Origin of the sequence: Janibacter melonis (assembly GCF_003721155.3) — a bacterium.
In the GTDB taxonomy this organism is placed as follows: Bacteria; Actinomycetota; Actinomycetes; order Actinomycetales; family Dermatophilaceae; genus Marihabitans; species Marihabitans melonis.
In genome coordinates, this window is sequence record NZ_CP044548.2 from 2,513,043 (window position 1) to 2,534,366 (window position 21,324).

Here is a 21,324-nt window from a genome sequence, read left to right on the forward strand (position 1 = left end):
GAGCGGCGAAGGGGGAGGAGCGCGGCAGGGAGGGGAGGGGGCGAGGGGGGACGGGGACGGCGACGCCCCCTCCACCCGGTCGGGCGAAGGGGGCGTCGGCAGCCGCGCGCTACGGCTTGACCGCGAGCACCGGGCAGGTCGCGTCGAGCAGGACCCGCTGGGCGGTACTGCCCATGAGGAGCTTGCCGACGGGGGAGCGGCGGCGCAGACCGAGGCAGATGAGCGAGGCCTCGAGCTGCTGGGCGACCTGGATGACGGCGTCCGCCGGGTCGTGCAGCTCCGAGGTGCGCACCTCGAGTGAGACGCCCGAGGAGTCGAGCCCCTCGGCCCCGTCGAGCACGGCCCGCAGCGAGTCGGTCGTCGGGTCGAGGTCCGCGGTCGCGGGCACGACGACGACCTCCTCGGAGCGAAGGACGGCCTCGCGGGCGGCTGCCCGCAGCGCGGCGTGCCCCGGTGGGGTGTCCGCGTAGGCGACGACGATGGTCATGAGCGTGTCCTCTCAGGTGGTGGTCAGCCCTGCAGCAGACCGGTCGGCAGGTCCACGGGCAGGATCGAGGGCAGTGCGGCGAGCACGAGGCACAGCACCACTGTGTAGATGATCGCGGTGCGAGGCCGGGCCCGCGCCACGTAGAGCAGGAAGCCGGGCACGAAGAGCGTCACCGCGACGAGGTAGCCGCCGAGCATGACGAGCACGAGGAAGAGCGCCATCGCGCCGAACATCCTCACCGCGATCGTCACGTCGTGGGTCCACCCGGGGCGAGGGGCCGACCCGTCGCGACGCGTGCGCAGCTCGGCCCACACGAGGACCAGCCCCATGATCAGGCCGCCGGCGCTCACGAGCTGGGGCATGAGCCGTGCCTCCGGGGAGAAGGTCTGGCTCACCCCGAGGGCGACCGCGAAGACGACGGTCGTGAGGACGGCGAAGCCCATCGACCACGGCGAGTCCTTGAGCATGCCCTGCTCGGTGTCCTCGTCGTCGTCGTGACGCAGGTCGACCTCGCCGCGGTGGCCGAGGTCGGCCGCCTGGTCGCGGTTGCGACGCGTGCGCTTGACGAGCCCCCACACGAGGGGGCCGACGAGCACGGCGAGGAAGACGAGGACGCCCGGACGGGTCAGCCAGCCGACGCCGTCGTAGAGCGAGTCCGTGAGGTAGTAGTAGCGCTCCATCGGGATCGCGAGGACGAAGCCGATGAGGAAGGGCGCGCGGGGGGTGTCGGTGGCCTTCATCAGCCAGCCGGCCGCGCCGAGCGCGACCATGATCCACAGGTCACCGATCTGGCCACCCTCCTGGAAGGCGCCGAGCAGCATGATGACGAGCAGGCCGGCGCCGAGGACGGCGAAGGGGACCTTCGTCAGCTTGGCCAGACCGGGGGTGGCGAGGAAGCACAAGAAGGCGCCGACGATGCTCGCGATCGCGAAGCACCACACGATGAGGTACATGAGGTTGAGGTGCTCGGTGACGATCGCCGGCCCCGGCTGGATGCCGTAGGTGAGCAGCATGCCGAGGAGCATCGCGGAGGGCACGCCGCCGGGGATGCCGAAGAGCAGCGTCGGGATGAGGTCGCCGGCCTCGACGGAGTTGTTCGCGCTCTCCGGGCCGACGATGCCGCGGGGGTCGCCCTTGCCGAACTTGCGCTTGTCCTTGGCCGTCGCGACGGCCTGGCCGTAGGCGAGCCAGGTGCCGGCGGTCGCGCCGACGCCGGGCAGGACGCCGGCCCAGATGCCGATGAGCGAGCCGCGGATGACCTGGGTCCAGTGGGTGACCCACTCCTTGATGCCCGACATCCAGCCGCCGCCGAGGCTGACCATGTCGCGGTCGACGGTGCGCTGGCCGACGCGCGAGGCGATCTCGGCCAGGCCGAAGATGCCGAGCGCGACCGCGACGAGCGAGAGGCCGTCGCCGAGGAAGAGGCTGCCACCGGTGAAGCGCTCCTCGGCGGTCGTCGGCGAGGTGCCGACGAAGCCGAGCAGCAGGCCGAGCAGACCGGCGAGGAGGCCCTTGACGACGTTGCCGCGCGAGAGGACGGCGGCGAGCGAGACGCCGAGCACCGTGAGCATGAAGAGCTCGGGGCTGGCGAAGGAGAGGACGAGCGGTCGGGCGAGCGGGATGGCCAGGGTGAGGCCGAGCGCGCCGATGAGACCGCCGGCCATCGAGGAGAGGAAGGCGAGCGAGAGCGCCCGCTTCGCCTCGCCCTTGCGGGCCATGGCGTAGCCGTCGAGCATCGTCACGCTCGCGGAGGCCGACCCGGGTGCGCCGAGGAGGACCGCGGAGACGGTGTCGGAGGTGTGGACGACCGCGAGGGCGCCGATGAGCAGGGCGAAGGCCTGCTCGGGCTCCATCCCGAAGGTCACCGGCAGCAGGATCGCGACCGCGCCCGTGCCGCCAAGGCCCGGGATGAGGCCCATGACGAGACCGGCGATGACACCGGCGGCGAGCATGAGGAGCAGGGAGGGCTCGGAGAGGGAGCCCAGGGCTGAGAGTGCAGCGTCGAACATGTCAGGACCTCACTCGACCGTCACGTTGTAGGAGCTCGAGAGCAGCGTGATGACGTGCTCCCGGACGGAGGCGTCGACCGTGTACGCCTCTCGGATGCGGGTCGCCAGGTCGGCGCCCGCGTCGAGCGGGTAGCCGCCGAGCACCTTGTCGGCGGCCTCCTCGAAGTCCTTGTCCTGCGCGAGCGCCTCGGAGGAGGTGCGCATGAGGTCGACGACGGCCTTCGGCGTCTCGGCGGGGACCCAGAGGGCCTTCTGGTAGGTGTACGTCACGCCGAGGACCGTCTTGTAGGCGTCGAGCTTCGGGCCCGAGGGGGCCGAGCCGTGCAGCTCCTCGTAGGCCTCGACGACCGTGGGGGTGTCGGGGAAGTTCGGGTCGCGCACGACCTCGCCGGACTCGTCGAGCTGGCCGAGGCAGAAGAGGACGACGGCCGTCTTCGCCTCCTCCATCGGCTCGACGGCCGAGGCGTAGGTCGACGTCGTCGTGTAGTCGATGTCGATCTCGCCGCGCTGGAGGGCGAGGTTGACCGGCCCGCGACCCTCGAAGCCGAAGGTCGCGTCGACGTCCATCTCGAGCAGGTCGAAGGCGAGCAGCGTCGTGAGGTCGAGCCCGGTGGCGGTGATGCCGCCGAACTTCAGCGGGGTCGGGCGGTCGACGAGGTCGGACAGGCCGCTGACGCCGGCGCCGGTGCGTGCGTAGACGACCGCGCCGGTGCCGTTGGCGAGGATCGGCTGGAGCCTGGTGAAGTCGTAACGGACCGCGGGACGCGTGAGGAGCCACGGGACGACGGTCGTCGCGGTGCTCACGAGGACCTCGGTGCCGTCCGGCGGAGCCGAGCTGACGAAGTGGTTGGTGCCGGTGATCCCTTCGCCGCCGGCCTCGTTGACCGGCGCGAAGCCGGGCACGCCGGGGATCTTGTGGACGAGCTCGGCCCCGACGAAGCGGGCCCAGGTGTCGGTGCCGCCGCCCTCGGCGAGCGGGATGAGGAACTCGACGGTCTCGCCGGCGAAGTCGCCGTCGGCCGTCGAGGCCGGCGGGTTGAGCAGACGGCCGCCCAGCAGGGTGCCGCCGACCCCGGCCACGGCGAAGCCGGCCATGATGGCCAGCGCCGTCCGGCGGTTCGGCGGCGGCGGGTCCTCCGGCCGTGCGGGTGTCACGAGGTTGTCCTGGGTCATGATTCCTCTCCCTTGAGGATGCGGTGCGTGGCGGTGCTCGTGGGCGGGTCGGGCAGGAAGACCACTCCCTGCGCCAGACGGCGGTAGGTGCGGGTCGCGCCCACGACGACCTGCCCGTCGGTCTCGGAGACGTAGGTCGTGACGACGCCCGCGGCGGTGCGCATGACGAGCTGGTCGGCCTGGGTCTCCTCGTCGTCGAGCAGCTGCGCGACGACGGTGCCGGGGTGGCGCGACGCGAGGGTGAGCGCGACGCTGCCGGTGATGGGGATGGCGGGGTGCGCGCGGCCCATCGAGAGCATGAGGACGTCGACGTCGCAGCCCTCCTCGCGCGGTGCGGCGACGAGCGCGAGCTTCGGCACGGCGCGGGCGGCCTCGCCGACGTCGGCGACGAGGCCCATCGCGACCGCGCCCTCGCGCCGGATCGCGTCGAGCCGGCCGAGGAGATCGGGGTCGGCGTCGAGGGCGGCGAGCGAGTCGTGACCGGTGAGACCGACGTCGGCCGCGCGAAGGGCGACCACGGGCGCCCCGGCGTCGACGAGGGTGGCGTCGATGCCCCCTTCGCCGTCGGGGAGCCGGTCGCGCTCGCGACCGGTGGGGAAGAGCCGGCCGGTCGTGCGGCCGGCCGGGTCGAGGAAGCCCATCCGCACGGGCGAGCCGAGGAAGGGCACGCCCGGGATCGCGGTCGTCAGGTCCTCGGTGAGGACGCCTCCGGGAGTGCTCAGCTCCTGGACGATGACCTGGTCGGTGTTCGTGTTGAGCACGCGGACCTCGGTGCTCGGGTCCTGCGCGGCGACCCAGCCCTCGCGCACGGCGAAGGCCGCGACGACCGCCGAGCAGTTGCCGCAGTTGCTGCCCCAGTCGACCGTGGCAGCCTCGATGCCGACCTGAGCGAAGGTGTAGTCGACGTCGACGCCCTCGCGCTGCGAGGCCGAGAGGATGACCGCCTTGCTCGTCGTCGAGGTGCCGCCGCCGACGCCGTCGACCTGGCGCACGTCGGGGCTGCCGTACACCCGCAGGAGCACCTCGTCGACCGACATGCCGGGCACGTCGAGGTCGTCGCGCCGGAAGACCCAGCACTTGCTGGTCCCTCCGCGCATCCACGTCGCCGGGATCTCCATCCGGGCCTCCTCACATCTGATGCGACCGAGCGGTCGCCGCAGACGAGAGTGACGCCGATCTGGCTGAAGGACCAGCGCGAGATCGAGCGTGGGTCTGAAGCATCACTTCAACCGGGGAGGCGAAGGGGGATGGTGTGGGGATGCGGTCTCCTCCCGCTCCGGTCGTGCTCGCCCGGCGTGGTGCGGGCGCCCGCTACGCTGAAGCCCGTGATGGTCGCAGTGCACGAGGCTGAAGTGATGCTTCAGGGTCGGAGGTCGACGTGCTCGACGTGAGTCGTCTGCAGGTCCTCCTGCACGTCATCGAGGAGGGCTCGGTCACCGCGGCGGCCGCCCGGCTGCAGTACTCGCCGTCGGCCGTCTCGCAGCAGCTGCGGCGGCTCGAGCGCGAGGTGGGGCAGCCCCTGCTCACCCGGCACGCGCGCGGCATGGTGCCGACCGAGGCCGGTCAGGTGCTCGCCGGGCACGCCCGCAAAGTGGTGCGCCAGCTCACCGCCGCCGAGGCCGATCTCGCCGAGATCGCCGGTCTGCGCCGGGGGCAGCTGTCGATCGGCACCTTCGCGACCGTGGGCTCGTCCTTCGTCCCGCTCGCGGTGCAGCGCTTCCGCCAGCTCTACCCCTCGATTCGGATGCACATCCACAGCGACCGCGAGCAGGGCCTCATCGACAAGCTCGAGGAGGGCGAGGTCGGGCTCTCGCTGCTGTGGGACTACGAGTGGCGTCGGATCGACCCGAGCCAGGTCGCGCTGACGACGCTCTTCGAGGACCCGACGGTGCTCGTCGTCGCCGCGGACCACCCGCTCGCCGGGGAGCGTTCCGTGCACATGCGCGACCTCGCCGACGAGGGCTGGATCATCCGCTCCGAGCAGCACCCGGTCGTCGAGGTGCTCCACCGCAGCGCGGCGGCCGCGGGCTTCGAGCCGCGGATCTCCTTCGAGGCGAACGACTACCAGGAGGCGCAGGCCATGGTGAGCGTCGGCTTCGGGGTCGCGCTCGCGCCGCGCACCGCGCTGACGAACAAGCACCCCGGGGTGCGCATCGTCTCGCTCGGCGACTCCGCCCCGCCGCGCCGGATCGTCGTCGCCCACCGGCACGACCGGGTCCGCGCCCCTGCCGAGATCGCCTTCCACGAGGTGCTGCTCGACATGGCCCAGGGCTACGAGCCGGACTGAACCCCCCTTCGCCCACCCCCAGATGCGCCGAGCCCCGCTCGTGATCCGTGAGGGCCGGTCGTCGCGGGGCGGCGACGAGCGGGGTTCGCGGACGACGAGCGGGGCTCGGCGAAGGGGGGAGCCGGGGCGAGGGGGCGGGGTTCGGCGAAGGGGGGAGCGGGTCAGCTCACCTTGCGCGGCCACCAGAAGCGGTCGCCGAGCAGGAGGGTGATCGCCGGGACGACGACGGTGCGCACGAGCAGGGTGTCGAGCAGCACGCCGATGCAGATGATGACGCCGATCTGCGCGAGGACGACGAGCGGCAGGACGCCGAGGACGGCGAAGACCGCGGCGAGCAGGATACCCGCGCTCGTGATGACCCCACCGGTGGCGGCCAGCGCGCGCAGCATCCCTTCGCGGGTCCCGTGCTCGCGGGTCTCCTCCTTCGCCCGGGTGACGAGGAAGATGTTGTAGTCGACGCCGAGCGCCACGAGGAAGAGGAAGGCGTAGAGCACGGTGATCTGGTCGAGGGCGCTGAAGCCGAAGACCTTCGTGAAGATCCACCACGAGACGCCGATCGCGGCGAAGTTCGTCGCCATGACCGTCGTGATGAGCACGAGCGGTGCGACGAGGCTGCGCAGCAGGGCGATGAGCGCCACGAGCACGAGACCGAGGATGAGCGGCAGGATGAGCAGCCGGTCACGCTGGGCTCCGTCGCCGACGTCGACCGCCTCGGCGGTCGTCCCGCCGACGTAGGTGTCGGTGAGATCGGCGTCTGCGATGGCCGCACGCAGCGCGACGACCGCGTCCTCGGCCTCCTGGCTGTCGGGCTGACCGGGGAGCACGGCCTGGAGCTCGCTCACGCCGTCGCCGGAGGCCCCGGGACGGACCGACTCGATGCCGTCCACCCCTTCGGCGACCTTCGTGACCTCCGCCGGGTCGGCCCTCGTGACGATGACCGCGGGGTCGGAGGAGCCGGCAGGGAAGGACTCGGCGAGGCGCTCGGCGGCGACGATCGCCTCGGGCTTGTCGAGGAACTGCTCGGACTGCGGCAGGCCGAGGCGCACCGAGAAGACGCCGGCCGACATCACCGCGAGGAGCACGACGGCACCGCCGACGAAGACGGAGGGACGGCGGGCGACCGCGTCGCCGATGCGACGCCACAGCGAGCGGCCGTCGCTGAGGGTCGTCTCGCCGGCGTGGGGGACCTTCGGCCAGAAGACCCAGCGCCCGAAGAGCGAGAGCACCGCGGGCAGCAGGACGAGCGCCGACAGGACGGCGATGACGATGCCGATCGCGCTCGCCAGACCCAGGCCGCGGGTGCCCGGGGTGAGCGAGAGCAGGAGGCAGAGCACGCCGACGACGACCGTCGTCGCGCTCGCGAGGACCGGCTCGAAGGTCTTCGCGAGGGCCTCGGTGAGCGCCTCGCGCCGGTCCTCGGTCACCCGCAGCGCGTCGCGGTAGCGCGACATGAGGAGCAGGGCGTAGTTCGTCCCCGCGCCGAAGACAAGGACCGAGAGGATGCCGGTCGTCGAGTCGTCCCACGTCATCCCGAGACGCTCGAGGACCTGGGTCGCGGCGACCGTCGCCGTGCGGTCGCCGACGCCGATGACGGTCAGCGGGATGATCCACAGGACCGGGCTGCGGTAGGTGAGGATGAGCAGGACGGCGACGATGGAGGCGGTCGAGAGCAGCAGCCGGGTGTCGGCCCCGTCGAAGACCGCGGCGAGGTCGGCGGTGATGCCCGCGGGCCCCGTCACCTCGGCGGTGATGCCGTCCGGGGTGCGCTCGCCGAGGTCGGCGCGCAGGTCGCGCACCGCGTCGCGGATCTTCGGGCTGTCCGTCGTCTCGATCGGCACGAAGGTGATGGCCGCGGTGCCGTCCTCGCTCGGGACGACGGTCGCGTCCTCGCGGAGACCGGCGGCCCTCGCGAGCTCGGGCAGCTCGGCCTTGTCGATCGTGCCCTCGTCGGCGGTGAAGAGGACGAGCGCCTGGGTGCCGTCCTGCTCGGGCAGCTGCTCGCGCAGCTCGGCCGCGGCCGTCGAGTCGTAGCCGCGGGGGAGGGAGTCGGTGGGGGTGGCCTGGCGCTCGCCGGCGCCGAGCGACATGACGAGGCCGATGAGCACGAGGCCGAGGACGATGACGGCCCAGGCGGACCGCTTGCCCGTGATGAGGGCGGCGACGCGATGACGCACCGTAGACTCCTGGTGTCGAAGAAGATTGCTAACTAAGTGAGTTATATCGTGAACGAAGGTACGACGGGGCGAGGTGGTCCGTCCACTTCTAGTCCAGCCCGCTCCCTGCGCACCCTCGTCCAGGTCGCGGCCGGCGTGCCGGGGGCGATGGCGCGTCGTGCCGGCTTCTCCCACAACGAGATGGCGGTCCTCGACCTGCTGAGCGACGCACCGCACGGACCGGCGGAGATCGCGCGCGCCCTCTCGGTGAGCTCGGCGGCCGCCTCGGGCATCGTCGACCGGCTCGTCGCCCGCGGCTACGCCGTGCGCACCCCGCACCCCGAGGACGGGCGGCGCACGCTCGTCGAGATCTCCGACGCCGGTCGCACCGAGATGCTCGGCCACCTGCTGCCGATGCTCGGGCCTCTCCAGGCCCTCGACGACGCGATGACCGACGCCGACCGGGCCGCCGTCCAGCGCTACCTCGACGGCGCGACCCAGGCCATCCGCCGCCTGCTCTGAGCCCTCCGGCCGCCCCCGCGGTGCGACGATCGCCAGATGAGCGAGCACCCCGTCGAGTCGGTCTGGGACTACCCGCGCCCGCCCGCGCTCGTCCCCTTCGCCGGTCTCGTCGAGGTCGACGTCGCCGGTCAGAGCCTGGCCCGCACGACCTCCGCGCTGCGGGTGCTCGAGACGAGCCATCCGCCGACGTACTACCTGCCGCTCGCCGACGTCGACACCTCGCTGCTGCGACCGGTCGACGGCGGGCGCACGATCTGCGAGTTCAAGGGCGTCGCGAGCTACTTCGACGTCGTCGTCGGCGACCGGGTCATCTCACGCGCGGTGTGGACCTACCCCGACCCGACGCCCGCCTTCGCCGACCTGCGGGGCCACGTCTCCCTCATGCCGGGGCTCATGGACGAGTGCCGGGTCGACGGCGAGGTCGTCGTCGCGCAGGAGGGCGACTTCTACGGCGGGTGGGTGACGTCGTGGATCACCGGCCCCTTCAAGGGCGGACCGGGGACTCGCGGGTGGTGATGGCCGGGTGGTGAGGGCTCTCGTCCTGCCGAGCCCGCTGCTCCCGGCGCTCGCCTACGTCGAGCTCGCGGACGCGCTGACGCGGGCGGGCTGGTCGGCCCGGGTGGCTGTGGCGGACCTCGGCGAAGGGGAGGGCGCGGGTGACCTCGTCGAGCGCTGGGCCGGCGAGGTCGGCCTGAGCGACGTGCTCGTCGCCCACAGCAACGCCGGCTACCTCGCCCCGCTCGTGCGCGAGACCGCCGGCCTCGACGTGCCCCTCGTCGCGATGGACGCCGCCCTGCCGCCGGCCGAGGGCCGGTACGCGCTCGCCCCGCCGGCGCTGCGCGACATGCTCACCGCGCTCGCGGACGCCGACGGGCTGCTGCCGCCGTGGACCCGCTGGTGGCCCTCCGGCGCGCTCGACGACGTCGTGCCCGCCGACCGTCTCGCCGAGCTCGACGCCGCCTGCCCGAGGCTGCCCGTCGCGTACGTCGACGAGGTCTTCCAGGCGCCGAAGGGGTGGGCGACGCGGCCGTCGGCGTACCTCGCCTTCGGGCAGACCTACGCTGAGGAGATCGAGGCGGTGCGGTCGTGGGGCTGGCCCGTGCGCGTCCTCGAGGGCGCGCACCTGCACCACCTCCAGGCCCCCGACGAGGTGGCCGCCGCGGTGGTCGCCCTCGCCGCCCCCTTCGTGCCCCCGGGCTGACTCACGCCGGTGCGAGCACGGGCTCGACGACCCGGCCGTCGACCACCGTGACGAGCGCGTCGAGGGCGTTGCGGTGGACGAGGTCGTGCGTGACGAGCAGGGTCGCCGTGCCGCGCTCGTGGGTGAGGCGGGCGACGAGCTCCATGATCTCGGCGCCGCGCTCCTGGTCCAGCGCGCTCGTCGGCTCGTCGACGAGGAGGACCGAGGGGTCGGCGACGAGGGCCCGCGCGATGGCGACGCGCTGACGCTGACCGCCGGAGAGCTGGGCGGGCCGCTTGTGCTGCTGCCCGGCGAGACCGACCTCCTCGAGCAGCTCGTCGGCGCGCTCGCGGACGGCGGCCCGGAGCCGGCGGCCGTCGCCGCCGAGCTCGGCCATGACGAGCAGCTGGTCGCGCGCGGTGAGCGAGGGCAGGAGGTTCGACTGCTGGAAGACGATGCCGATGCGCTCGCGGCGCAGCGCGGTCGCCTCGCGGGGGGTGAGCGCGGCGGCGTCGACGTCGTCGACGAGGACGCGCCCGGAGTCGGGGCGGATGAGGGTGCCCGCGACGGCGAGCAGCGAGGACTTGCCCGAGCCGGACGGCCCGGTGATGCCGGTGACGGCGCCGTCCGGCGCGGCGAGGGTGACGTGGTCGACCGCGGTGACGCGGGCGTCGCCGTCGGGGAAGGTGAGGGTGACGTCGTCGAGGGTGATCATCGGGCGCTCCCGAGGGCGGTGAGGGGGTCGGCGGAGGTGATGGAGCGAAGGGCGACCGCGGCCCCGGCGAGACCGAGCGCGGCCAGGGCGACGGCCGGCAGGGCGGTCGTCAGCGGGCTGAGGAGGAAGGGCAGGGTGCCGCCGGCGAGGAGCCCGAGACCCACGACGAGGGCCATGCCGACCCCGATGCCGAGGGCGAGCACGACGAGGGCCTGGCCGAGGGCGTCGCGCACGAGCGAGGCGGTGGACGCGCCGAGGGCCTTGAGCACGGCGACGTCACCGGCGCGCTGCATCGTCCAGACGGTGAAGAAGGCGCCGACGACGAGGGCCGAGACGCCGAAGAGCATGGCGATCATCAGCCCGAGCGAGCCGACCTCGGAGCGGAAGGTCTCGAGCGCGGTGAGGCTGCGCAGCGGCGTCGCCGCCGATGTGCCGGTGCTCGCGGCCACCGCGTCCCAGTCGGGCGACCCGGTGACGGCGAGGAGGGTCGCCTCGCCCGAGCCGCCGAGGGCGCGGTCGGCGGCCGACCAGGCGTCGGGGGCGAGCGCGACGACGGGGGTGTGGCTGTACCAGCTGTCGCCGCCGACGACGGCGACCCGGTAGGTCCGACCGGCGAGGGTGACGTCATCCCCCTTCGCGACCGAGAGGGCCTCGGCCGCACCCTGCGACAGGCCCACCTCGTCCTCGGTGGGAGGCGCGAGGTCGCTCGTCGCCGACGACGGGGCGTCGTGTGGGATGCCGAGGAGGGCGACGGCGACCGGGCCCGCGGCCGGGCTGCCGGTCGCCCGGCCCTGGGTGACGCCGATGGCCACGACGTCGGTGACGCTCGGGGCGCGGCGCCAGGTGTCGGCGGTGCCGGCGGCGATCGATGACTCGGCGAAGGAGGGCTGCCCGCTCGCGGGCTGCGCGAGGACGAGCCGGTCGCCGGGCAGGCCGAGGACCGCCGATACGTTCTGCGACGCAAGGCCGCCGGTGAGCCCGGCGAGGAATCCGACGAGCACGGTGATGAGCGCGACGACCGCGCTGATGAGGGCGAAGCGACCGCGGGCGAAGCGCAGGTCGCGCCAGGCGACGAACACGAGATCTCCTGTCTGGGTGGGGCCGAGGGGTCTCCCCGGTGTCCTCTCCAGCCTCGCGACGACGACCGCGCGATCCATCGCCGTGAGGACTGGTCTCGCGATCCACCTTTCGGTTGATCCGGGAGGGGCTCGCCCTTCGTAGGCTGAGGTCGTCATGCGGCACAGCTCCCTCACCCCCGTCTTCGTCGGGCTGCGCACCGGGCTGCACGTCCTGCTCGCGGCGCTGCTGGCGCTCGTCGTCGTGCAGGTGCTCACGCGGCACGACAGCACGACGTGGGTCGCGCTGGTGCTCGCCGCGCTCTTCGCGCTCGTCTACGTGCTTGGGGCCCGGATCGCCGCGACGACCGGGACGCGACGGGCCGCGGCGTCGGCGCTGTGGGTGGGGGCGCTGACGCTCGTCTGGGTCGCGCTGCTGTGGCTCGTGCCCGAGGCCGCCTATCTCGTCTTCCCGCTCTTCTTCCTCTACCTCCACGTGCTGCCCGGCGCAGCCGGTCCGGTCGCCGTCGTGCTCGCGACCGGGGTCGCGGTCGTCGCGCTCGGGCTGCACGGCGGCTTCACCGTCGGCGGGGTGATCGGCCCGCTCGTCGGCGCAGGGGTCGCCCTGCTCATCGGGCTGGGCTACCGGGCGCTCGCGCGCGAGGCGGTCGAGCGCGAGGCGCTGCTCGCCGAGCTCGTCGCGACCCGTGACCGGCTCGCGGCGACGCAGCGCGAGCAGGGGGTGCTCGCCGAGCGGTCGCGTCTCGCCCGCGAGATCCACGACACCGTCGCCCAGGGCCTGTCGAGCATCCAGATGCTGCTGCACGCCGCCGAGGCGGCGGACGGGGAGCGGCCGGGGCTCGAGCACATCCGGCTCGCCCGGGCCACCGCCGCGGAGGGCCTGGCCGACACCCGGCGCTTCATCCGCGAGCTCGCCCCGCCGGCGCTCGACGCCGGTCTCGGGCCGGCGCTCGTGCGGCTCGGCGAGCGGTGGGAGCGCGAGGGGATGCAGGTGCACGTGAGCGTGCCGCCGGTCGACCCCGCGCTGAGCATGGACGCCCAGACGGCGCTGCTCCGGGTCGCGCAGGGTGCGCTGGCCAACGTCGCGCAGCACGCCGGGGCGAGCGAGGTGCGGGTGGCGCTCACCGATCTCGGCGGGGGCGCACGGCTCGTGATCGCCGACGACGGGGTCGGCTTCGACCCTGAGATGGTGCGCGAAGGGGGAGGCGCCAGCGACTCCTTCGGGCTGCGGGCCATCGCCGAGCGGGTCGAGCAGCTCGGCGGCGACCTCGTCGTCGACAGCGCCCCGGGCGACGGGACGACGCTCACCGTGACCCTGGAGGCGGCGCCGTGATCCGTGTGGTCATCGCCGACGACCACCCCGTCGTGCGGGCCGGTCTGCGGGCCCTGCTGAGCACGGCCGAGGACGTCGAGGTGGTCGGCGAGGCCGAGACCCCGGGCGCGGCGGTCGAGCTCGCCGGCTCGCTCGTGCCCGATCTCGTGCTCATGGACCTGCAGTTCGGCCAGGAGCTCTCGGGGGCGGACGCGACCCGTCGCATCCGGGCCCTCGACGCCCCGCCGTACGTCCTCGTGCTGACGAACTACGACAGCGACGGCGACATCCTCGGCGCCGTCGAGGCGGGGGCCAGCGGCTATCTGCTCAAGGACGCGCCGCCGCATGAGCTGCTCGCCGGGGTCCGGGCCGCCGCGGCGGGGGAGAGCGCCCTCGCGCCGGCGGTGGCCAGCCGGCTCATGGCACGGATGCGCGCGCCGCGGGTGAGCCTGTCGGCGCGCGAGATCGAGGTGCTCGCGCTCGTCGCCGAGGGAGCGTCGAACGGCGAGATCGCCGGACGCCTCCACATCACCGACGCGACGGTGAAGTCGCACCTCGTGCACGTGTACTCGAAGCTCGGGGTGACCTCGAGGACCGCGGCCGTCTCGGCCGCCCGCTCGCTCGGGATCCTGCGCTGACCCCCTTCGCCCGGTAAGTCGGTGGCCCGGTCGTCGCGCGACGTGGTGGGGTGGCGCCCATGACGTGGACCGCACCCGAGGTCGCCGACGAGCGACCCGACCTGGACATGACCGCCGACGAGCTGCCGGGGCTGCTCGAGTGGCTCGAGATGTACCGCGCGACCGTGCCGCTCAAGGTCGCCGGGCTCACCAGCGAGGAGCTGTGCCGCCAGCCGGTGCCCGGGTCGACCCTCAGCCTGCTCGGCGTCGTGCGGCACCTCATCGAGGTCGAGCGCTACTGGCTCACCGACGTGCTGCTCGGCGAGGACAGCCCCGACATCTACAGCCACCGCGAGGCGCCGGAGGGAGACTTCGAGCTCGGGACGCCGCAGAGCGCGCCCGCCGATCTCGAGCGCTTCGAGGACGAGGTCGCCCAGGCACGTCGTCATCTCACCGGGGTCGGGTCGGCCGATGAGATGGCGAAGGGGCTGCGGCACGGCAAGCCGGTCAACGTGCGGTGGATCCTCGTGCACCTCGTCGAGGAGTACGCGCGGCACCTCGGGCACATGGACATGCTGCGCGGTGCCGTCGACGGGCGTCTCGGGTACTGAGGGGCCCGGGTCGCCGGTCGGCTCCGTCGGACCGGTGGGCCGGGGTGGCCGGGGTGGCCGGTCAGGCGGGGGCGACCTCGGCGTCGGTGGCCGCGTCGGTCTGGGTCGTCGTGCCGAGGCGCTGGGCGGCCCGGTTGCCGCGGCGCCCGGCGGGGATCGTGCCGGTGGCGGCACCGAGACCGACCTCAGCGTCGACGTACATCGTCTCGATGCCGGCCGCGGGCACCGCGTAGGTCTCGTGCCAGATGCCGACCGCGCCGGGCGCGCTGCGGACGGCGCGGTTGAAGGCGCGCCAGGCCGGGACGTGCTCGGCGTCGGGGTTGCTCGCGTAGGCGTAGAGCTCGTCGGTGCTGCGCCAGTACTGGATGACGACAGGACCGCCGGGGCCGATGGCGGGGCGCGAGCCGAGGTAGCCGAGGTGCGGCTCGAGACCCTGCGCCGCGCGGGCCTTGTTGCGCTCGAGCTCGGCGAGCATGCGCGGCATCGCGGCGAAGACGGGGGCGAGCTTGTCGACGCGCCACCACTTCGTCGGGCGCATGCCGATGAGGAAAACGACGACGTCGCCGTCGTGGGCGTGGGTCCTGCGATCGGCCATGACTGCTCCTCAGACGTTGGATAGTGCTGATATCCAGTATTGGGTACTAGTACTATCCAGTGTCAAGAGGGAAGGAGCCCGGCGGTGAAGATCTCCGAGCTGGCGAGCGCGACCGACGTCGGCGTGCCAACGCTGAAGTACTACCTGCGCGAAGGGGTGCTCCACGCGGGCGAGGTGCGCTCGCGCACCCAGGCGAGCTACGACGACAGCCATGTCGAGCGCGTGCGCCTCGTCCGGGCGCTCACCGGGGTGGGCGGTCTGTCGATCGCCGCCGTCCGCCGGGTGCTCGACGTCATCTCGGACCCGGGGGTGGGGCCGACCGACGTCATGGCTGCTGCCGCCGCGTCGCTGTACGAGCCGGAGCCAGAGCCCGAGGTCCCTGAGGTGCGACGAGCGCAGCGAGGAGCCTCGAAGGGCGATGACTCCTCCGCCCGCGAGCTCGTCGACGACCTCGGGTGGCACATCTACCCCGACGACCCCGCCCTCACCGCGCTCGACGAGGCGTGGGCGGCGTGCTCGGACGCGGGCATCGGTCTCGACGCCGACCGAATGCGCCGGTACGCGACCTCGATGCACGGCGTGGCCGAGACCGACGTCTCGAGCGTCCCCGCCGACCCGGCCGGGGCAGTCCGCCAGGTCGTCCTCGGCACGGTCCTCGTCGACCCGGTGCTCCTCTCCCTTCGCCGCCTCGCCCAGCAGGACGTCGCCGTGCGAGCCGGCGCGATCAGCCCGCCGCCGACGGGGTAGCCGCAACCGCTTTGGTCGAAGGGCCGCTGGTAGGGCACAATGGGCGCGCTTGCGACTTCGGTCGTGGGCGCACTCACGCGAGAGTGGCGGAACGGCAGACGCGCTGTCTTCAGGTGGCAGTGTCCTTATGGGCGTGGGGGTTCAAATCCCCCCTCTCGCACCACATGCCGAAGGCCCCGGGACCAGATTGTCCCGGGGCCTTCGTCGTGCCCGGGCCATCTCCGGCTCACTCTGCGGTGTCGGTCAGGCGTCGACCGGGGTCCGGGCCGGCTCAGCAGCGGCGGGGTCCCCCTTCGCTCACCTACGTCCCGCGACAACTCCACGGCGAGACCGCCCACCCCGCTTTGCCCCCGCCTACCCCTCCGTACGTGGGGTGATCGCCCCACCGGCGGCTGGGTAGGCGCGGGTGCAGGTGGCGGCAAGATGGGCGGCATGAGCTCACCTGCGCGCCGCGAGACCGACGGATCGAGCACGGGGGTGCTGCGCCGGGTCGCGCAGGTCGCCCTCGGGGGCGCGATGCTCTTCGCCGGGGCGGGGCACCTCACCTTCGCCCGCCAGGAGTTCCAGGCGCAGGTGCCGCCGTGGGTGCCGCTCGACGTGGACTTCGTCGTGCTGGCGTCCGGGGTCGTCGAGATCGCCTTCGGCGCGGCGCTGCTCGCGACCTGGCGGCAGCCCCACCGAGCCCTCGTCGGCGCCGCGACCGGTCTGCTCTTCGTCGCGGTCTTCCCCGGCAACATCGCCCAGCTCACCGAGCGGCGCGACGCCTTCGGGCTCGACAGCGACGGGGCCCGGGCGGCCCGCCTGCTCTTCCAGCCGCTGCTCGTCGCCTGGGCGCTGTGGGCGACCGACGCGGTCGGGGAGTGGCGCCGGCGAAGGGGGTCAGTCGATGGTTGAGACGCGACGGCTCCTGGTGGTTGAGGTGCGACGAAAGAGCCTCGAAACCACCCGGTGACGTCCCGTCGAGGCTCGCTGGCGCTCGCACCTCAGGGACCGTTCATGGTGGGGGTGCGATGGCCCGCTAGGGCCTGAGCCTCGAAACCACGAGACCGGCGCTACACCGCTGCATCCACGAGCAACCCGCCCTCGATCGACCACCGACGAGTCAGCCCGATCCGCCCGAGGAAGTCCTCGTCGTGGCTCACGACGAGCAGCGCCCCTTCGTAGGCCGACAACGCCTGCACGAGCTGCTCGACGGACTCGACGTCGAGCGAGTTCGTCGGCTCGTCGAGGATGAGCAGCTGCGGTGCGGGGTCGGCGAGCAGGACCCGGGCCAGCGCGAGACGGAAGCGCTCCCCACCGGAGAGCTCGCGCACGTGCTGGTCGCCTCGCGACCCGCGGAAGAGGAAGCGGGCCAGCTGGGCGCGCACCTCGTGCGGTGTACGTGACGGCGCGGCCGCACGGACGGTCTCGACGAGAGTCGCGTCCCCGTCGTCGAAGCGAATCCGTTGCGGCAGCAGCCCGGTCTCGGCGACGCGCTGGACGACCTCGGCGACCGGCGCCGGCGCACTGTCGGGTGGGGAGTCGCCCGTGCCGTGCCGCATGATCGCGCCGATCAGCGTCGACTTGCCGGCGCCGTTGCGCCCGGTGAGCGCGATGCGCTCCGGCCCGCGCACGACCACCTGTGGTCCGTCGGCGGGTTGCAGAGTGAGTACGTCGCGCCTGGCCGGCACCCGCGTCTGCGGCAGGTCGACGCGGATGGTCGCGTCGTCGCGCACCCGGCCCTCCGCCGACTCGAGGGCTGCCTGCGCGCCGGCCTCCCTCCCTTCGTGCAACGCCTTGGACCGGGCGCTCGTGCGCTCCGAGCGTGCGGCGAGGCCTCCGGCGAGGATCTTCGGCATCCCGCCGGCGAGCTGCGACCGGCGCCCGGCCGCCTCGGCTCGTTGACGGCGCTCATGCGCCTCGATGCGCTCCCTTCGCTCCCGCCGGACCTCGGCACGTGCATCCCGCACGTCCTGGACGGCCGCGGTCTGCTCGGCCTCGACCGCCTCGCGGTAGACGGAGTAGGGCCCCTCGAAGGCACGCAGCTCTGAGCCACGGACCTCGGCGATGCGGTCGACCCGCTCGAGGAGCGCGGTGTCGTGACTGACGACGACGAGAGTGCCGCGCCAGGTCGCGACGGCGTCGTGCACGAGTGCGCGGGCGGTCGCGTCGAGGTCGTTCGTCGGCTCGTCGAGGAGGGCGATGTCGGAGCGTCGGAGCCTGATGCCGGCGAGGCCGACGAGCACGGCCTCGCCCCCGGAGAGCGAGGCGACCGGGCGGGTGAGCAGCGAGGCGTCGCCGTGCAGACCGAGGCCGGCGAGGGTGGCGAGTGCCTCGGCCTCAACGTCCCAGCGGTCGCCGACGGTCTCGAAGACCTCCGTCGACACGTCACCGGACTCGATGGCTGCGATGGCGCGCAGGACGGGACCGATCCCGAGGGCGTCGGCCACGGTGCCCGGGCCGAGAGCGAGGTGCTGGGGGAGCACCGCGACGGTCCCGCTGGTGTCGACCCGTCCCGCGGTGGGAGCGAGGTCGCCCGCGAGCAGGCGCAGGAGCGTGGACTTGCCGGCGCCGTTGCGGCCGACGAGGCCGGTGGTGCCGTGACCGAGGGATCCGGTGAGGCCGTCGGGTGGGCCGAAGACGACGGTGCCGTCGGGCCAGACGAGCTGGACATGAGTGAGCGTGATGGCGGGCTGGGCCATGAGAGATCCTGTCGAGCGTCGGGGCGCTGACGGGTGCGTCGACGATGCGTGGTCGTCGGGTCAGCGCGTGGTCGCGGCTCCGCGGATCTCGGTCATCTCAGCTCTTCTGGGTGGCAGGGCGTCGGTGCTGTCACCGCCGACGTCGGTCGCTGTCAGGCTAGCGAAGGGGGAGGACAGCGTCGACGCGATTTCGGCCGGGTCAGCGTCGGGGGAGCTTCACGGCGGTGGCCGCCGCCCAGCCGAGCAGCACGACGGTGACGACGAGCAGGCCGAGGGTGAGCGCCGCGGGGCCGCCTGCGGCCCAGGAGATCGCGGTGAGCGTGCCGAGGGACATCGCGCCGAAGGCGATGCGCACGACGGCCGCGCTCGTGGCGGCCGCCGGGTCGAGCCGAGTCCCGTCCATGACCTCTCGGGTGGCGAGGAAGGCCTTGACCGGCAGCACGACGACGAGCAGCGACATCAGCCCCATGAAGCCGGCGACACCCCACCCACCGAAGAACATGAGCGGCGCCGCGGCGAAGCCCAGCGCATCACGCGGCCAGTAGTAGTGGTCATAGATGCCCTCGCTCGTCGAGGTGATGAGGTCCTGGCCGTACCCGCTCGCGCCGAAGGCGACCCACACGACCGTCGAGACGACGACGCTCGGCAGCGGCGTGAGGATGCAGGCGATGAAGAGCCGCTGCGCGAGCGGGAGGGCCGTCCGGCGCCAGAGCAGCTCGAAGCTCGCCCAGATCGCGACCACCGACGGCGCGGCGAGCGGGAGCTGACCGAGGTGCCGGTCGCCGTACGCATCGCTCAGGCTGTCGTAGCTGCCGTACGCGCTCGCCACGGCGAGCAGCCCGATGAGCCCCCACGTGTAGGGCGAGATCTCGTCGAGCAGCAGCCGACCCGGGGACTGCCGGCCTCGGACCCTGCGCGCGCTGCTCGTCACGGGGCCGAGCATCGCACGGATGTCGTTGCGGGAGCTGACCTCACGTGCACCTGAGGGTCGAAGGTGGGCACATGCCCTTCGCCCTCGACGCCTACCTCGCCCGCACCGGAGCCTCCGCCGAGCCGCCGAGCCTGGCCGCGCTCGGGGCGCTGCAGACGGCGCACGTGCGGACCTTCGCCTTCGACGACGTCGACGTGCTCCTCGGTCAGCATCCGGGGGTGGGTCTCGACGCCATCGCCGAGAAGTTCGTCGACCGCGGGCGCGGCGGCTACTGCTTCGAGCACGCGACGCTCTTCCACGCCGCCGTCATAGCGCTCGGGTACGACGCGCAGCTGCGGCTCGCACGGGTGGGGGACCCGGAGCAGGCCCCGCGCACGCATCTCGCGGTCGTCGTGACGATCGACGGCACGCACTACCTCAGCGACCCGGGCATCGGTGTCCCGCCGCTCGGGCCGATCGAGCTGCGCGACGGTGCACGGCTGGAGGGTGGGATCTGGGAGCACGAGATCCGTCGGGTCGACGAAGGGGGAGCCGGTCCGGCCTGGCAGCTGTGGCGGCAGCGGGCGAAGGGGTGGGAGCTCATGCACTCGACCGACGAGCTGCCAGTGCGTCCCGTCGACGTCGCCATGGGTCACCACTACACGTCGACGCACCCGGCGTCGCACTTCACCCGGACGCTCACGGTTGCGCGGCACCACGTCGACGCCGACGGGCGTCCGATGCACCTGACGCTGACGCTCGACGGGCTGCAGATCCGGCGGGCAGGGGAGGAGACGCAGCTGCGGGAGGTGGCAGACGAGGAGATCCCGGAGGTGTGCGAGGAGATCGGTGCTCACCTCACCGATGACGAAGGGGGACGCCTCATCGAGCGGGTGAGGGAGCTGCGGGCGCAGGGATGAGTCCCGCTGCGCGCCGCGAGATCATCGTCGGTGCTTCTTCAGCACGAGGATCGAGATGGTTCGATCTGTACGCTCTGGAGAATCGACAGCTCAGGGGGCAATGTGCAGAAGGTCGTCGTGGACCAGATCGGACCCGATGGGGAGCTGCTGCTCGACGTCGACCCACGTCTGAGCGAGGAGACGAAAAGTCGTCTACTCCTCGAGGCGTTGCCCGGCGCGGTGACGGACGTGGTGGCCGGGGTCCGGGTCGTGCGGTTTCGCGATCAGGTGATCCTCAAGAAGCAGGTGACTCATCTGGGCAGGCCTTGGCCTGGCTTCAAGAAGCGCATCCAGATCCCCCGTACCTGGTTGGAAGTCGAGCGCCAGGCGTCCGCCAGTGATCTCCAGACGCGGTTCGTCGGCATCTACCACTACTGCGGCGTGACGATCTTCGTCGACTTCGATCCCGCGAGATACCTGCGGCAGAAGGCGAACAACTCTGCGGCCCACGTCGCCACCAATGATCTGCACCAGGCGCAGGTGAATGGCCAGTTCAGGCGGGTCGACCGAAGCGGCAACGTGGTGACCAGCGTCAGGGCCGACTCGCTGCAGCGCTACCTGATCGATGGGTACGACTCTCACCAGCCGAGGCTGGATGTGTTCCGCGCCTTCAGCTCGCACCTCTTCTCAATGGGGCGTATCGACGCGTTGACTGCCGTGAACGCGATGCATGAGGTGCGTTGGCCCGACCGATTCCAGGGGGAGTGGCCTGGGTTCTTCCTCGAGTACGAGTTCGACCGCTTCGTCAGGACGGAGGGCGTCCAAGGCCTTGTCGAGTTCCAGAAGGTCAAGGCCAATGGACGCTACGACTACGACCTTGTCTTCAAGTCGGGCGCCACCGTGGCCTACTACGGAGATCTCAAGGCGTCAGATGTCGTCAAGCAGGAATCGCCAGGAAACGACGCTGAGGACTTCGCTCGGTGCCTGGCGGAGTTCGGGCGGTTCTGGTACGTGGTCTACGAGCACGAAACCGTCCACGCGCGCGACAACGGTGACGTGGCCACGATCGCCTGGAACGAGTGGAGGCGATCGGCGGGACATCTTGCTCGGAAGGGCTACAACCCCCTCTCCTACGCCCGCCGCTTCAAGGAGTCCGTGCGGTTCACCCGGATGTCAGTCCTCGAGGTCAACGACGCGAACGCCGGGGTCGTACTTGGCGAATTTGCCCAGGGTCAGCAACCTGACGGAGCGGCGCGGGCGCTGAAGGTGATGATCAAGAAGAGGAACGTCGACAACTTCTTGATCTACTCCCACACGGTCGACCAGCCTGCGCCCTCGCGGTCCTGACCG

Annotated in this window: 21 protein-coding genes and 1 tRNA gene; 12 read left to right on the plus strand and 10 right to left on the minus strand. The window is 72.5% G+C overall.

Annotated features, from left to right (window positions below; translation table 11 throughout):
- Positions 1–109 precede the first annotated feature (109 nt).
- Genes EEW87_RS12000 through EEW87_RS12015 form a run of 4 tightly spaced genes read right to left on the minus strand, consistent with a single transcriptional unit; the run spans position 110 to position 4,787 of the window.
- Positions 110–487: a universal stress protein gene (locus tag EEW87_RS12000; RefSeq protein ID WP_068271029.1), complete on the minus strand. Its 378-nt coding sequence runs from the start codon at positions 485–487 to the stop codon at positions 110–112.
- A 23-nt stretch (positions 488–510) separates the two neighbouring features.
- Entirely contained in the window at positions 511–2,496 is a 1,986-nt protein-coding gene (locus EEW87_RS12005) for a tripartite tricarboxylate transporter permease (RefSeq protein WP_123093208.1), read from the minus strand.
- Between the two features lie 9 nt (positions 2,497–2,505).
- Entirely contained in the window at positions 2,506–3,669 is a 1,164-nt protein-coding gene (locus EEW87_RS12010) for a Bug family tripartite tricarboxylate transporter substrate binding protein (protein WP_123093207.1), read from the minus strand.
- On the minus strand, positions 3,666–4,787 hold the full coding sequence (locus tag EEW87_RS12015) for a PrpF domain-containing protein (protein ID WP_123093206.1): 1,122 nt from the start codon (positions 4,785–4,787) through the stop codon (positions 3,666–3,668). The genes EEW87_RS12010 and EEW87_RS12015 overlap by 4 nt, the downstream gene beginning before the upstream one ends.
- 260 nt (positions 4,788–5,047) lie before the next feature.
- On the opposite strand from EEW87_RS12015, the gene EEW87_RS12020 reads away from it, so the two are divergent.
- On the plus strand, positions 5,048–5,956 hold the full coding sequence (locus EEW87_RS12020; protein ID WP_123093205.1) for a LysR family transcriptional regulator: 909 nt from the start codon (positions 5,048–5,050) through the stop codon (positions 5,954–5,956).
- Positions 5,957–6,117: 161 nt separating this feature from the next.
- Here the strand turns inward: EEW87_RS12020 and EEW87_RS12025 are convergent, their stop codons facing one another.
- On the minus strand, positions 6,118–8,130 hold the full coding sequence (locus EEW87_RS12025; RefSeq protein ID WP_240341593.1) for an MMPL family transporter: 2,013 nt from the start codon (positions 8,128–8,130) through the stop codon (positions 6,118–6,120).
- 147 nt (positions 8,131–8,277) lie between these two features.
- Here EEW87_RS12025 and EEW87_RS12030 point away from each other — a divergent pair, with 147 nt between their 5' ends.
- Genes EEW87_RS12030 through EEW87_RS12040 form a run of 3 tightly spaced genes read left to right on the plus strand, consistent with a single transcriptional unit; the run spans position 8,278 to position 9,832 of the window.
- The gene (locus tag EEW87_RS12030; RefSeq protein WP_123093204.1) at positions 8,278–8,631 is read left to right on the plus strand and encodes a MarR family winged helix-turn-helix transcriptional regulator; all 354 of its coding nucleotides are present in this window, start codon (positions 8,278–8,280) and stop codon (positions 8,629–8,631) included.
- Positions 8,632–8,667: 36 nt separating this feature from the next.
- Positions 8,668–9,147, plus strand: a complete 480-nt coding sequence (locus EEW87_RS12035; RefSeq protein WP_068271040.1) for a DUF427 domain-containing protein — start codon at positions 8,668–8,670, stop codon at positions 9,145–9,147.
- Between the two features lie 10 nt (positions 9,148–9,157).
- Positions 9,158–9,832, plus strand: coding sequence for a Rossmann-fold NAD(P)-binding domain-containing protein (locus EEW87_RS12040; RefSeq protein ID WP_148041615.1), 675 nt, complete (start codon positions 9,158–9,160; stop codon positions 9,830–9,832).
- Position 9,833: 1 nt separating this feature from the next.
- On the opposite strand, the gene EEW87_RS12045 is transcribed toward EEW87_RS12040, so the two are convergent.
- Together EEW87_RS12045 and EEW87_RS12050 are read right to left on the minus strand one after the other, a co-directional pair.
- Positions 9,834–10,526, minus strand: coding sequence for an ABC transporter ATP-binding protein (locus tag EEW87_RS12045; RefSeq protein WP_123093202.1), 693 nt, complete (start codon positions 10,524–10,526; stop codon positions 9,834–9,836).
- Complete coding sequence (locus EEW87_RS12050; RefSeq protein ID WP_123093201.1) at positions 10,523–11,605, minus strand: FtsX-like permease family protein; 1,083 nt, start codon at positions 11,603–11,605, stop codon at positions 10,523–10,525. Before EEW87_RS12050 ends, EEW87_RS12045 begins: the two co-directional genes overlap by 4 nt.
- A 154-nt stretch (positions 11,606–11,759) precedes the next feature.
- On the opposite strand from EEW87_RS12050, the gene EEW87_RS12055 reads away from it, so the two are divergent.
- From EEW87_RS12055 to EEW87_RS12065, 3 genes are read left to right on the plus strand one after another with little or no spacing between them, the layout of a single operon-like run.
- Complete coding sequence (locus tag EEW87_RS12055) at positions 11,760–12,935, plus strand: sensor histidine kinase (protein WP_123093200.1); 1,176 nt, start codon at positions 11,760–11,762, stop codon at positions 12,933–12,935.
- Positions 12,932–13,552, plus strand: coding sequence for a response regulator (locus EEW87_RS12060; protein WP_123093199.1), 621 nt, complete (start codon positions 12,932–12,934; stop codon positions 13,550–13,552). The genes EEW87_RS12055 and EEW87_RS12060 overlap by 4 nt, the downstream gene beginning before the upstream one ends.
- A 59-nt stretch (positions 13,553–13,611) precedes the next feature.
- Entirely contained in the window at positions 13,612–14,142 is a 531-nt protein-coding gene (locus tag EEW87_RS12065; RefSeq protein WP_123093198.1) for a DinB family protein, read from the plus strand.
- A 61-nt stretch (positions 14,143–14,203) separates the two neighbouring features.
- On the opposite strand, the gene EEW87_RS12070 is transcribed toward EEW87_RS12065, so the two are convergent.
- Positions 14,204–14,737, minus strand: a complete 534-nt coding sequence (locus tag EEW87_RS12070) for a DUF4188 domain-containing protein (protein ID WP_123093197.1) — start codon at positions 14,735–14,737, stop codon at positions 14,204–14,206.
- Positions 14,738–14,821: 84 nt separating this feature from the next.
- Between EEW87_RS12070 and EEW87_RS12075 the strand changes: the two genes are divergently transcribed.
- From EEW87_RS12075 to EEW87_RS12085, 3 genes are all read left to right on the plus strand, one after another.
- Positions 14,822–15,484, plus strand: coding sequence for a MerR family transcriptional regulator (locus tag EEW87_RS12075; protein ID WP_123093196.1), 663 nt, complete (start codon positions 14,822–14,824; stop codon positions 15,482–15,484).
- A gap of 77 nt (positions 15,485–15,561) precedes the next feature.
- Positions 15,562–15,647, plus strand: a tRNA-Leu gene (locus EEW87_RS12080).
- A 269-nt stretch (positions 15,648–15,916) separates the two neighbouring features.
- Positions 15,917–16,378 (plus strand): DoxX family protein, encoded by a 462-nt coding sequence (locus tag EEW87_RS12085; RefSeq protein WP_123093247.1) that lies wholly within the window; start codon positions 15,917–15,919, stop codon positions 16,376–16,378.
- Positions 16,379–16,536: 158 nt separating this feature from the next.
- Here the strand turns inward: EEW87_RS12085 and EEW87_RS12090 are convergent, their stop codons facing one another.
- Together EEW87_RS12090 and EEW87_RS12095 are read right to left on the minus strand one after the other, a co-directional pair.
- Positions 16,537–18,165 carry an ABC-F family ATP-binding cassette domain-containing protein gene (locus tag EEW87_RS12090; RefSeq protein ID WP_123093195.1) on the minus strand — a complete coding sequence of 543 codons (1,629 nt, stop codon included), beginning with the start codon at positions 18,163–18,165 and terminating at the stop codon, positions 16,537–16,539.
- Between the two features lie 199 nt (positions 18,166–18,364).
- Positions 18,365–19,096 carry a hypothetical protein gene (locus EEW87_RS12095; RefSeq protein ID WP_148041614.1) on the minus strand — a complete coding sequence of 244 codons (732 nt, stop codon included), beginning with the start codon at positions 19,094–19,096 and terminating at the stop codon, positions 18,365–18,367.
- A gap of 71 nt (positions 19,097–19,167) precedes the next feature.
- Between EEW87_RS12095 and EEW87_RS12100 the strand changes: the two genes are divergently transcribed.
- Both EEW87_RS12100 and EEW87_RS12105 read left to right on the plus strand, forming a co-directional pair.
- Positions 19,168–19,995, plus strand: coding sequence for an arylamine N-acetyltransferase family protein (locus EEW87_RS12100; RefSeq protein WP_123093193.1), 828 nt, complete (start codon positions 19,168–19,170; stop codon positions 19,993–19,995).
- 117 nt (positions 19,996–20,112) lie between these two features.
- Entirely contained in the window at positions 20,113–21,321 is a 1,209-nt protein-coding gene (locus EEW87_RS12105; protein ID WP_240341594.1) for a hypothetical protein, read from the plus strand.
- The last annotated feature ends 3 nt before the right edge of the window (positions 21,322–21,324 follow it).